The sequence below is a fragment of the Peribacillus sp. NPDC076916 genome (assembly GCF_050269675.1).
Classification (GTDB): Bacteria; Bacillota; Bacilli; order Bacillales; family DSM-1321; genus Peribacillus; species Peribacillus aracenensis.
The window spans coordinates 261767-274634 of the sequence record NZ_JBNNIU010000005.1 but is presented as its reverse complement, the minus strand read 5'-3'; the positions used below and the strand labels follow the sequence as shown (position 1 = coordinate 274634).

Sequence of the window (12868 nt, the reverse complement as noted above, 5' to 3'; positions counted from 1 at the left end):
GCATGATCGACCTATTCTTCATTTCTACTATATAAAAAATAGTAGTGTGGACCAATGCCTTGGTCCGCACTACTAATCTTAGTATGTTTTAATTTTATCTTGAATCAATGATGATTGTAGTAATGGAAATATTATTCTAGTTCTTGTTGAGATGCTTCATGTCTTTTTTGTGCAATAGATTTTAGGTTTTTTTCCTTAATCGTATAAAGTAAAAAAACTGCACCTCAAATTGTTAGTTGGTGACTAACGTTGGGTGCAGTTCATTTTATGGTTCTCTGTTATCCGACACTTGAAATAAAGTTACTTAACATTTTTCTCGGAAGTGTCTGTATTCTCTATCGAACTATTCTCTTGTTTATTTATTGCATTTTCAGCGAGATTCAACTTTTTTCTCATTGGGAAGTAATACAAGACAGCTGGTACAACTAAGCCAATAATCCAAGCGATATCTGCACCTTCAAAGGCCTTGGCTATAGGTCCTACATAGAATGATGTATTTATAAAGGGGATTTCCGCCAAGATTGATACAAGGAATGCCATACAGGTAATCCAATTTATTTTTCCATATTGACCGTTCACATCAAAAATATCTTTTACATTGTAACGGCCATGTCGCAGCAAATAATAATCAACAAGATTAATGGATGTCCAGGGAATTAAAAAATAACTAATGAAAAAGATGAAATTCAAGAAAAAGGATAGAAAATTACTCTGACCGAGTAAGCACAATACGGTTCCTGCAACTGTTACACAGAATATCATTCCAATTCTACCTTTCGCTGTGACCTTTAATTTAAAAAACGGTTCAATTGTCGTTATTGTTGCCATGAAGGCCCCATATAGGTTAAAGACATTTATAGCAAGCTGTCCAAAGATGATTATAAAGAACATGATTAAAGCAAAATTTCCGAACAGGCTGGCCAAATTACCGCCAGAGTGATCAAGGAAGTTAGGAATCGCTATGGTTAAGGTTGCGCCTAATGTCATCATCCAAATAGTCCCGATGACTGTGCCAGCGTAACTATACCAAAATGTATGGGCAGTGGGTGTGGTTATCGGTAGATAGCGAGAATAGTCCGCAACGTAGGGGGCATATGCCAATTGCCATGTAGCAACCATACTGACCGCCAACAAAAACACTGGTAAATCCAAATTTCCTATTGCCCAACTGCCTGCCGGAACTTGCAATTGGAAGACTATATATGTAGCTACAATATAAATACAGAGAGACGCCCAGGACAATAATTTTTGCATTTTATGAATTAGGTTATAGCCATAAATGGTGGCTACGAAACAAAGAACATTTAAAAGTATTATGCTCCAAGTTTGGTCGATCTTTGTTAAGCTGCTTAAGGTTTGCGCTGCAAGCAAACCGCTGCTGGCAAAGAAACCTAAATAGACAAACATAACGAGAAACAAGGGGAAAATGGCTCCGATTACACCAAATTGAGCCCGACTTTGGATCATTTGCGGAATTCCGAGCTGAGGTCCTTGAGCTGAATGGGAGGCCATGAAAATGGCGCCTAATAAGGTACCGACAATTATTGCACCCAGACTCCAAAATAAATTAAGACCTAATGTAATTGGCAATGCCCCAGTCACAAGGGTGGTAATATGCATGTTTGCCCCAAACCAAATTGGAAATAAATCACGGGCCTTGCCGTGGCGTTCATCTGCCGGAATATATTCTATACTGCGAGTTTCAACTTTCATCAATTTACCCCCTATCAAAATCGTTATACTACCATGTACCATGCAAGCGTATTTTATAGAATCACTATAATTGTAAGCGTATACAGATGTCAATATTTTCTGAAAAAATAATTTTTTAAGGGATTATCCTAAATGATCAGTTCATTCATCTAGTGAATTTCAATAAATCAGAAATAATTTTGAGATTAATTATTAGATTGAATGATTGAGATTATGAAACTCTTGTTTGAAAATTATGGAACAGTGTATCTACGAATAAAAAATATAATTTTATATTTTTTGAATTGACAGTCTATTTAACATGACCTATAATTGCACTTATCAAGAGCTTGCATGGTACATGGTACAAACTTTTAGAAGGAGGGGCTTTTCATTACAGCTATCTTAACGTTGGGGATTACGGCTCAGGTTACGAACGCCATACGCGAATCAATAGTAACTGGAGAATATGAACCAGGACAAAAATTATCGGAAACTGTTTTATCTGAATATTATAAAGTTAGCAGAACCCCTATTAGGGAAGCATTTAAACAGCTAGAAAGAGAAGGGTTGGTCGAGATCATTCCAAGAGTTGGAACGTGTGTGACCAAACCAACTGAAAAGGAACTAAATGAGTTATTTACTTTAAAGGAAGTAATGGAAGGGCTTGCAGCGGGTTTGCTTGCAGAAAGCGGGAGTGCTGAAGACATTAATAAACTTAAGCAAGCGGTGTCCGACATGGAGATTGCTATACAAACTTCGGATAAAAAGCTATATGTCGAGGCTAATGATGTTTTTCATTCAGTCATTCAAGAAGGCGCCAATAACTCTAAATTAAGTTACATGCTAAATTTGCTGCTTAATCAAATACCTTATAGACAATATGTCTTTTTAACCATTGAAGATCCGGTTCGCCGTGAGAGATCACTAAAGGAACATCAGGCGGTCTTAATAGCCATAGAAAAAGGCAATCGGGAAGAAGCGGAGAAGGCAATGAGAGAGCATGTAAAAGCAAGTGGAATGCAGCTTAAAATGGACATAGCAAAAAAACTTGGTCAAAAAAAGTGATATGAGGGGGATGAGTTTTATGAAATTTGGAATCTTTGCAAATCTTGCAGGACAGGGAAGACATGATGAGTATTATAAAGTGTTGGATGAAGCCCGTGAGCAAGCCATTTACTGTGATGAAAATGGTTATGATTCGATTTGGTATACCGAACACCACTTTGGTCATGAAGGAAATGAACTGATTTCTAACCCGATCTTAATGGGTGCCGATATTGCTGCACGTACAAAGAACATTCGAATTGGCCAAGCTGCCAATGTCGCCACTTTCTGGCATCCACTTCGTTTGGCGGAAGACATAGCAATGCTTGATCAGTTAAGCAAAGGTCGTGTGGAAGTAGGCCTGGCTCGTGGATTATACGGAAGGGAAGCGGCTAATCTAAACACTTTGGCGGATCCAGCAAATCAAGAACAAAACCGGGCACTGTTTGAAGAAACATTGGAAATTTTAAAAAAGGCTTGGTCAAACCGTTTCTTCTCACATCAAGGTGACATCTATCAATTTCCTCCTAAAGGGTTAAAGTGGAGTCACCCTATGAGTCCATCAACTTCGGAATTCATGGATATGGAAAAAGGCGAAATTGATAAAATTTCCCTTATACCTAGACCTTACCAGCAATCACTTCCTCTGTGGCAAGTAATTGATTCACCGCGTTCTATTGAATTAGCTGCGGAGAACGATATACAAGGAATGTTTTGGATGCCTACCGTCAAAGAACTAAAAGGCCGTTTTGAACTGTATCGTGAAAGGGCTTCCAAATCCAAAGGCTATGAAGTTCCACTTGGTAAGGGTATTGCTTTAGTACGTGATGTATATGTAGCGGAAACCATGGAACAGGCTCGTCAAGATGCGGCAGAAGCAGTATTGAACAATTATCGCTGGATTTGTCACTGGAGGGGGCTAAGCAACCTTATGGATCCGGGCGAAACAGTAAAGGAAGGACAGGAATTGAACTATGAATTCTTACATCCAAGAAATTTATTGTTTGGTACACCTGACTATGTAGCAGAGAAAATTCAAGAATTGAAGGAAGAGCTGAATTTAGAAACATTACTGCTTTGGGTCAATCATAATGGTTTGCCACATGAAAAAATGATGAAAAGTTTAAAATTGTTCACGGAAGAAGTTATGCCAAAATTCACAGAAACTAAAATGGGGGTAATGTAAATGTTAGATATTCGTAAAGTGTATACAGCTATTGAAGAAACACGTATTGAGGGCGGTAAAAAAGTAGAGAATCCCATCAAGATGATAATAACTATGGCGGTTATCAAAAACCCATGGGCTGGCAGAGGGTATGTTGATAATTTAAAACCGGAAATTGACGAATATGCACCGCAAATTGGCGAACTATTAGTTGCTGAACTATTTAAGCACATTGATTCGGCTGATGATGTCGAAGCATTCGGCAAGGCAGCTGTAGTGGGAGTGGATGGGGAAGTTGAACATGCATCAGCTTTTATCCATACTTTGAAATTCGGTAACAAATTCCGGGACGCTGTGAAAGGAACGAGTATCTTGAGCTTTACTAATAAGCGTGGTGGCGCTGGAACTGCGGTGCTCATACCGATGGTACATAAGACGGATGATTCTGAACGTTCTCATTTCATTACATTCGAAGCTTCTATACCTGATGCACCAAGGGCCGATGAGATTGTTGTTGCTATTGGGGTTTCTACAGGAGGACGTCCTCATCCAAGAACAGGAAACAGGCATCAAGATATGGTTGAAATGGGGCTGGTTTAATGCCAACTACATTGCATGGAAAAGATTCGGTTCATTATGAAGAGAAAGGGATTGGTCAATCGCTTATCTTTATTCATGGTGTTGGTCTTGATCTTACGATGTGGGAAGAACAAGTTGAAGATTTGTCGAAACATTTCCGTGTTATCACATATGACATGGTTGGGCACGGAGGATCTGAGCATCCTCCGGGTCCTTATTCCCTTTCACAGTTTGTTGAGCAGTTAGCAGAACTGATGAATCACCTACGAATTGAGAGAAGTCATATTATTGGTTTCTCCATGGGTGGTATGGTCGCTCAGGCATTTGCATTAAAATATCCGGATAAAGTGAAAACGCTAACAATCATGAACGCAGTGGCCAATCGGACGAAGGAACAGAGGAAAGCCGTTTTAAAAAGAGTGGAAGAAGTGAAAATAACGGGACCTTTGGCAACAATTGAACCAGCCATTAAACGCTGGTTTAATCCAGAATTCTTAAACTTGCAGGAAGAAACCGTCAGTAAGATTCGGAAAAGACTTCAGACAAACGACGCTGCTTCATATTTAGCTGCCTATACACTATTTGCAACAGCGGATGAAGATTTGTGGCCGCAGATTCACCAGATTAATATACCGACCCAAATTATAACGGGGGAGCATGATGTAGGTTCAAATCCCGAAATGGCGAGACAAATGCAAGAAAAGATTGTGCATTCAGAACTAATGATAGTACCTAATATGAGGCATATGCTGCCGATGGAAGGGTCCAAAATAGTGAACGAAGCTATTAGGTCGTTTATTGAACAGCAAATGCAAAGGGGTGACTCGATGTGAATGAGCTGAAGAAATATCAGATGTATATTAACGGAGAATGGGTAGAATCGTCAAGTGGTGAATATTTCGATAGTTATAACCCTGCAACTGAAGAAGCTTGGTGTCAAGTCGCAAAAGGGAATGCTGAAGATGTAAATCATGCCGTTCAATCTGCGCATAATGCATTCTTGCATTCAGGGTGGACTGATATGACATTCACAGAGCGGGGGCGCCTGGTTAGAAAGCTTGGAGAGCTGATTGCCATTCACTCTGAAGAGCTTGCGAAAGTCGAATCACTGGATAATGGGAAATTAATACGTGAAATGCGTGGTCAGGTAAAATATTTACCTGAATTTTTCTATTACTATGCAGGGCTAGCAGATAAAATCCATGGTCAAACCTTACCTATTGATAAAAAAGATATGTTCGCTTTTACGTCCAAAGAGCCGCTGGGGGTAGTAGCCGCCATTACTCCTTGGAATTCCCCTCTTTATTTAACAACCTTGAAGCTTGCACCTGCACTTATAGCAGGAAATACTATAGTCATTAAACCTTCAGAAATGACTTCGGCATCTCTATTGGAGCTGGTGAAACTGGTTGAAGAAGCTGGTTTTCCACCTGGTGTAGTCAATGTCGTTACCGGCTTTGGAATGCCTGTAGGCGATACACTCACCTCACATCCTCTTGTAAGGCGTGTGGCCTTTACGGGAGGCTCGGAATCAGCACGGCATATAGTTCGTAATTCGGCTCAAAATTTTGCTCAAGTATCACTTGAACTTGGAGGGAAATCACCGAATATCGTGTTTGAGGATGCTAATCCGGATAATGCCGCGATGGGAATCATAGCTGGTATATTTGGTGCTTCTGGACAAAGTTGTGTGGCTGGTTCACGTGCATTTTTACATGTCGACATTTACGATGAAGTGATGCAAAAACTCGTAGACCGTGTATCGAAAATTAAGATTGGTGATCCATTTCAAGATGATACAGAAATGGGACCGCTGGCAACGCAAGCCCAATTGGAGCGTGTCCAAAAATACGTAGCCATCGGGTTAGATGAAGGTGGAAAACTTGTTTGCGGAGGTAAAAAGCCTGAATACTTAGATAAAGGATGGTATTTTGAGCCCACTATTTTCGAGCATCACGATAACGATTCCCGCATTACTAAAGAAGAAATATTTGGACCTGTGTTAAGTGTTATCCCTTTTAAAGATGAAAAAGAGGTTATTCAATTAGCAAACAGTACTGATTACGGATTAGCGGCCGGAATTTGGGTAAGTGATATTGCAAAAGCCCATCGAGTCGCGAAAGCTATACGTGCTGGAATCGTTTGGGTTAATACCTATCGAAGTATTTCACCAATTGCTGCAATCGGCGGCTCTGGCCTAAGCGGTTATGGAAGAGAAGGCGGTTATGAAGCGATTCATGAATATATGCAAGATAAAGTGGTTTGGATCAATACATCATCTGAACCGATTCCTGACCCGTTCATAATGAGGTAGTGAAATTTGAAGGGTAGACGCCTTTTATCGATGTGTATTAATAAGGAGGAAAGTGAAATGAAATTACTGGGAATTTCAGGAACGATCATAGGAACAAAGACGAAAGTTGTTATTGAAAAGGTTTTAGAGGAAGTTAAGAATAACCATCCAGATATCGAGATAGAACTGCTTGATTTGAAAAAGTATGATGTTCAATTTTGTGATGGCCGTAATCCGTCAACATACACAGGAGATACGAAAAAAGTAATTGATATCGTTACCTCAGCAGACTTTTACATTATAGGAACACCAATATTCCAAGGGTCGATTACGGGTGCCCTTAAAAACTTATTTGATTTAATCCCCCCGAAGGATTTTCGTAATAAAGTAATGGGGCTTGTGGCTACTGGCGGAACCTACCAGCATTATTTAGTCATTGAAAATCAGCTGAAACCTATTGCTAGTTATTTCCGGGCATTTGTTGCACCTGGCTCTGTTTATGCTCATAACGACCATTTCAATACACAAAACGAACTGGTTGATGAGGAAGTTTTGGAACGTATTTCAATGCTGAGTGAAGAAGTCGTTTTTATGCAAAAAGCATTGAAGTGCACTAAAAAACCAGAGCACCAATTAAGTTGATGGATAGTAGATTTACAAAATGAAAAAAAACTCCAGCTGATAAATCGTTTTGGAATTGAGTACATTTCAATTAGCAGAGCTAAGTAGCAAGGAGGGGACAAATTGCTATTAGATGTAGAAGAGATAATAAACTTAACTGATTTATCCTTTATTAAAGTCTGTGATGAACAGTATGGGATAAATAGAGGGGTTTATAATACCATTGATGCTTGGTTTTATAAGCAAGGAATTAGTAATATTCTAGAAAGACGAAATAGCATATTATATTTTCTTGAATTTATTAAGCGAAGTTCCGGAAAAGAAAATACCGGCTGTAAATTCGGTCACGGTGGATTAACGACAAAATTAGAAGAATATTATTTTCCAAGAATGGAATCGACCGTTTCAAAAATTGCCTCTAATCTTTAAATGAATCACATACAAAGAGTGAAGGGTGGCTGAGAACATGACAATCATAGATAAAGTAGAAAAAAAACATTTACTAATTAAAGGGGAATGGGTGGAGGCCCAGGAGTATAGTCAACTTCGATCCCCTTTTTCAGGAGAAGTCATAGCTGAAATCCCCCTGGCTACAGACGAGGAAACCGACCAAGCTATCGAAGCGGCGCAAAAAGCTACAAAGGTGATGGCAAAAATGCCGGCCCACCAACGTGCGAAAATCCTTGAAACATTGGCCCAACTTCTTGAGGAGCGCGCAGATGAAGCCGCTCAGATCATATCTATTGAGTCAGCAAAGCCGGTTACAACAGCGAAGGGCGAGGTGGCGCGAACCATTGAAACGTACAAGTTTGCCGCTGAAGAAGCGAAACGAATTCATGGAGAAACGCTTACGCTGGATGCCGCCCAAGGGGGCGAAAACCGACTTGGTTACACTGTACGTGAACCGATTGGAGTGATTGGGGCCATAACACCTTTCAATTTCCCCATGAATCTAGTCGCTCATAAAGTAGGTCCTGCTATCGCCGCAGGAAATACAATTGTATTAAAGCCAGCAAGCCAAACGCCTCTATCCTCTTTATTCCTTGGGGAACTATTACAGGAAGCAGGATTGCCTGCAGGAGCATTAAATGTGGTCACAGGTGGAGGGAGAGTGGTTGGAGACAAGTTGGTCACAGATGCTAGAGTAAGCATGATTACTTTTACCGGTAGCCCAGGAGTTGGGATTGGCATCCGTAACAAAGCAGGATTGAAACGAGTGACGCTGGAGCTGGGATCCAATGCAGCTGTCATCATTGATAGTGGTGTGGATATCGATAAGATTATTTCTCGTTGTGTGACGGGGGCATTTTCAAACCAGGGACAAGTATGCATTTCTTTACAAAGGGTTTATGCTCATGAAGAAGTCTATGATCGTTTTGTTGAAAAGTTTATAGAAGCAACGAAACTATTAAACTTAGGTGATCCGCTTGATCCAGAAACGGATGTTTCCGCTTTGATCTCCCCAAATGATGTTGAAAGAACCCTCAATTGGATTGAGGAGGCGAAACAAGGTGGAGCCAAGATTGCAGCAGGTGGAATAGCGGAAGGCAATATCCTTCATCCGACGGTCATATTAGATGCTGATGCTTACTCAAAGGTATCTTGTCATGAAGTGTTCGCCCCAATCGTGTTGATTAACAAGGTCCAATCAGTAGAACAAGCAATTGATTTAGTGAATGATTCCAATTACGGCCTGCAAGCAGGGATTTATACGAACGATGTACGTACAGCACTGGATGCGGCAGAAAATTTACAAGTTGGTGGAGTCATGATCAACGACATTCCGACATTCCGTGTGGATAATATGCCGTACGGTGGAGTGAAGGAAAGTGGAACTGGCCGTGAAGGATTAAAATATGCAGTGGAAGAAATGACAGAAATGAAGCTGGTTGTCTGGAACCGAAATTAGGGAGTGGAAAAGCATGGCTTATTATGCAGCAATTTTACATATGATTGATGCTGAAAAAAATATAGAAGTGCGGCCACAGCATATCGAGTATTTAAACGAACTTGATCGTAAAGGGAAGGTTTTTGCACGAGGGCCTTTTGCAGATGGCTCAGGCGGCTTGGTTGTCTATATTGCAGACACATTTGAAGAAGCACTCTCATTAGCGGAAAATGATCCCCACGTTGTACATAAAGTTCGTAGACTGGAATTAAAAGAGTGGAACATTTAATAACGAAACGTTATTAGTGCGTGTCATTGCAATGAAATTATACCGGGAACTTGAAACAGTTCCTTCATTTATTGAGAGGGGTTGCCGAAGCAACCTCTTTTTTATGCATGTGCAGGTCAACTCCATAATGAAAAGATAAAGTTCTAACAAAAGTGAGTAACGATATTAATCAGCCCATACTATCCTTTGATAACTGCCAGTTGTATCGAATTTTTTAATGGTTATTGGCGGTGTAGGTTCAGACTATTTGAAAGGGAAATATGTAGATCGAAAGGAACCTGCGTATAAAACTGTCTAACGAATCACAAAACGGAATATTTTCCCCTTTATATTAGGGGAAGGGAATACTTTTTGATTGAACTTGACCATAAAAGAACAGAACCTTTGAATTTCAGGTTCTGTTCCTATTTGTTATTTGAACTTTTGCACTTCTTCTTTTCCCTCGTATTTGTTATCTTTCAATATGCCGATTTCTTCAATATGGTTTCGTGCCGTTTCATCCCCTAATTTATAAATGAGGGAATAAAGTCTTTTCATGGCTGCATCGTATTTATCATTTGCCCGGTCATGGTGATAGAGAAGGTAGGGCACATGTGAACGGGCGTATGCCTCCAGGTCATCTGTCCGGTGTTCCTCCAGGCATTGTTTCAATTCTGCAAGTTCCTCATCAGTTGCGTGTATAGTGAAGCTCGGATTCTCTTCAAGTTTTTGTCCGAGTACGTCGCCGCTGACCAAATCGACATTGTATGTCTGTTTTTCCTGCATCATTCTGCACATCATCCTTTCAAGCGTTTATCTATTCTGTACCACTATTTGTAAAAAGTTAATCATGGACGTAAACATTTCCTTAATGAAAAAGATAGGAAATAGAGGTATCGGTTTTCTTATCAAATGGTATAAGATGGATTCAAAGAACATTATGTAAAAGTGAGGAGTGACATAGTGAAGAGATCAATCATGGTTATTTTTTTTGTGATGATTGCTTCAGGCTGCGTAACAAGGAATTATGATTCCAATATGGATTTAGGAAAAGGTCAGTTGAATGAGGAAAATTATTTAGAAGCCCATGAGGCATTTGAATTAGCTTATAAAGAGGCGAAAACACCGGAAGCAAGGGAGTTAATGGATCTTTCAGGTTTTCTGGCAAGTGGGATGAAGAAATACGACGAACAGGATTTTGGTTCGGCCAAAAGCAATTTTGAAAAAGCAACCGCATATAAAGCAAAATACCGGGAAGGTAAACAAATGGTTTCAAAGGCGGTGGAAATGCACCCGCTATCAGACTCGGCCACAATCGAAACTGTAGAGGGGGATGACGAACCGGTAGAGGAAGCAACCGAGGACGGATCCAAAATAGAAGATAAGGCGGTAACGGACACGAAAGGTGAAGGAATCAAGGATTCGGTCAGTACATTAAGTAAATCGCAGGCGGAAAAGCTTGTGAAGGGTTATGTGGACATGGAAAATTTCCCTGATTTGCATATCGAATATGATCATGATTCCGAAAAGGGTGATTACATTTTTCATGTATTCGAGGTGGATGAACCTAGTCAGAAAAGTGGCCACAAAACCACTTGGGGCTGGTATGGCGTGAATAAGAAGACGAAAGAAGTTTATGAAGTCATGTAAGGAAAACTGAATGGTCGGATTGAAGGCCCTTGTTGAGGCCTTTTTTATTTTGTGGCGCGGCAAAGTACAGGATTCGATAAAAATTTAATGGTTTTTGTAAAAAGGTCGCCTCATTCTTTATTTTCTTAAGAATTTTTTAATATTTACTGTTTATGATGGAGCCAAGTAAAGGACAATTCTAGGAGGGATAAAGATGGAGAATTATAATGGTGATGAGCAAGTCAGAGTCAAGGCAGAACGGAAAAAGGGTAAATCTCTTTGGGTAACCAGTCTTGTTTCCGGAACGGTTGCTTCAATGGTTACATCGTCTGTATTTCTGTTTGGCGGGGATTTTATAGATCAAGGGAAAAGTCCGGTGAATGAGTCAACCGAAACGGCAGGTGTACAGCAAACGGAAAGTGTTGAAAAGGATAAAAGTGTCACTGCGGAAAAGTTATCGACAAGTACGGATTCAAATGATAGGGCAAATATGGTCGAATCAGCATCCAAATCGATTGTAGGGGTCGTGAATTTACAGGAGATGCAAAACCAGAACCCGTACCAGCAGCAAAGCACGGAGAGCGAAACGGTTGAGAGCGGCACAGGCTCAGGGGTCATTTATAAAAAAGCTGATGGGAAAGCTTATATCATTACGAACAATCATGTTATTGAAGGAGCTAAGGAAGTCGAAATTTCATTGTATGATGGACAAAAGGCAACGGCAGCGGTTGTCGGCGCGGATGCTTTGACGGATTTAGCGGTTTTGACAATTGATGCTTCGAAAGCACCGGAGGGAATTAAATTCGGTAATTCTGATAGCATGCGTCCAGGTGAAGAAGTATTGGCAATTGGCAACCCACTTGGACTTGATTTTTCACGATCGGTTACACAAGGGATCGTCAGTGCGACCGGACGCTCCATTTCAGTCGATACTTCGGACGGGGAGTGGGAACTCGATGTCCTTCAAACAGATGCAGCGATCAACCCCGGCAATAGCGGCGGTGCATTGATCAACACTGCTGGGGAAGTGATCGGCATAAACAGCTTGAAGATTTCCGAAAACGGTGTGGAAGGCTTAGGGTTCGCCATACCGAGTAATGATGTGATTCCGATTGTTACGGAGTTGATTGAAAATGGGAAAATCACGCGCCCATATTTAGGAGTCAGCTTGGCCAGTATGGAAGAACTGCCGCAATATTACATTCAAAATGTTCCTGAAGCCGTAAAGTCCGGAGTAATGGTGACGAGTATAGAAGCAGGATCGGCTGCGGCGAATGGGGGGCTTAAGCAACAGGATATCATCGTTGAGATTGATGGAACGAAAATAAATACTGCCGCTGCATTAAGGAAGTACTTATATACAGATAAGAAAATCGGCGATAAGGTAAAGGTTAAAGTATATCGGGGTACTGAAGAGAAAACGGTAACGTTAACCTTGCAAAAACGATAGAAAGAGGTAGGGCCCCTGATTTTTCATCAGGGGCCTAAGTTTGTAGACAAAAGGGGTTCGGAATTAAAAAATCCGAACCCCATTTTCCCTTTGAATTTTAGGCGATTTTTGAAACTTACCATGTCCATTTGTCCATCTTCTTTACAATAAAAGCAGCGAAAGTAAGTATCTCCTGCATCGACAATTTTTTAAGTCCCTTTAATGTAATCTAACATATACCATACTTGTAACAATAA

Annotated in this window: 13 protein-coding genes; 11 read left to right on the top strand and 2 right to left on the bottom strand. The window is 40.5% G+C overall.

The features are described 5' to 3' along the window. Positions 1 to 300: 300 nt before the first annotated feature. Entirely contained in the window at positions 301 to 1713 is a 1413-nt protein-coding gene (locus tag ACQKFG_RS18025) for a purine-cytosine permease family protein (RefSeq protein ID WP_427561266.1), read from the bottom strand. Between the two features lie 390 nt (positions 1714 to 2103). On the opposite strand from ACQKFG_RS18025, the gene ACQKFG_RS18020 reads away from it, so the two are divergent. From ACQKFG_RS18020 to ACQKFG_RS17980, 9 genes are all read left to right on the top strand, one after another. Next, positions 2104 to 2760, top strand: a complete 657-nt coding sequence (locus ACQKFG_RS18020; RefSeq protein WP_347941172.1) for a GntR family transcriptional regulator — start codon at positions 2104 to 2106, stop codon at positions 2758 to 2760. A 19-nt stretch (positions 2761 to 2779) separates the two neighbouring features. Beyond that, a complete protein-coding gene (locus ACQKFG_RS18015; RefSeq protein ID WP_427561262.1) occupies positions 2780 to 3925 on the top strand; it encodes an LLM class flavin-dependent oxidoreductase in 1146 nt (381 codons plus the stop codon). After that, positions 3926 to 4504 (top strand): amino acid synthesis family protein, encoded by a 579-nt coding sequence (locus ACQKFG_RS18010; protein ID WP_192207708.1) that lies wholly within the window; start codon positions 3926 to 3928, stop codon positions 4502 to 4504. Beyond that, entirely contained in the window at positions 4504 to 5316 is an 813-nt protein-coding gene (locus tag ACQKFG_RS18005; RefSeq protein ID WP_427561259.1) for an alpha/beta fold hydrolase, read from the top strand. The genes ACQKFG_RS18010 and ACQKFG_RS18005 overlap by 1 nt, the downstream gene beginning before the upstream one ends. Next, complete coding sequence (locus tag ACQKFG_RS18000) at positions 5313 to 6797, top strand: aldehyde dehydrogenase (protein ID WP_427561256.1); 1485 nt, start codon at positions 5313 to 5315, stop codon at positions 6795 to 6797. The genes ACQKFG_RS18005 and ACQKFG_RS18000 overlap by 4 nt, the downstream gene beginning before the upstream one ends. A gap of 57 nt (positions 6798 to 6854) precedes the next feature. Continuing rightward, complete coding sequence (locus tag ACQKFG_RS17995; RefSeq protein ID WP_427561253.1) at positions 6855 to 7418, top strand: NADPH-dependent FMN reductase; 564 nt, start codon at positions 6855 to 6857, stop codon at positions 7416 to 7418. Positions 7419 to 7520: 102 nt separating this feature from the next. Further along, the gene (locus ACQKFG_RS17990; RefSeq protein WP_192207711.1) at positions 7521 to 7826 is read left to right on the top strand and encodes a hypothetical protein; all 306 of its coding nucleotides are present in this window, start codon (positions 7521 to 7523) and stop codon (positions 7824 to 7826) included. 37 nt (positions 7827 to 7863) lie between these two features. After that, the gene (locus tag ACQKFG_RS17985) at positions 7864 to 9306 is read left to right on the top strand and encodes an aldehyde dehydrogenase family protein (RefSeq protein ID WP_427561249.1); all 1443 of its coding nucleotides are present in this window, start codon (positions 7864 to 7866) and stop codon (positions 9304 to 9306) included. A 13-nt stretch (positions 9307 to 9319) separates the two neighbouring features. Next, a complete protein-coding gene (locus ACQKFG_RS17980) occupies positions 9320 to 9574 on the top strand; it encodes a YciI family protein (protein WP_307265237.1) in 255 nt (84 codons plus the stop codon). Positions 9575 to 9985: 411 nt separating this feature from the next. On the opposite strand, the gene ACQKFG_RS17975 is transcribed toward ACQKFG_RS17980, so the two are convergent. Then, on the bottom strand, positions 9986 to 10342 hold the full coding sequence (locus ACQKFG_RS17975) for a hydrolase (RefSeq protein ID WP_427561246.1): 357 nt from the start codon (positions 10340 to 10342) through the stop codon (positions 9986 to 9988). Positions 10343 to 10516: 174 nt separating this feature from the next. Between ACQKFG_RS17975 and ACQKFG_RS17970 the strand changes: the two genes are divergently transcribed. Beyond that, positions 10517 to 11203 (top strand): hypothetical protein, encoded by a 687-nt coding sequence (locus ACQKFG_RS17970; RefSeq protein ID WP_192207715.1) that lies wholly within the window; start codon positions 10517 to 10519, stop codon positions 11201 to 11203. A 193-nt stretch (positions 11204 to 11396) separates the two neighbouring features. Further along, on the top strand, positions 11397 to 12632 hold the full coding sequence (locus ACQKFG_RS17965; protein ID WP_192207716.1) for a S1C family serine protease: 1236 nt from the start codon (positions 11397 to 11399) through the stop codon (positions 12630 to 12632). Positions 12633 to 12868 lie beyond the last annotated feature (236 nt).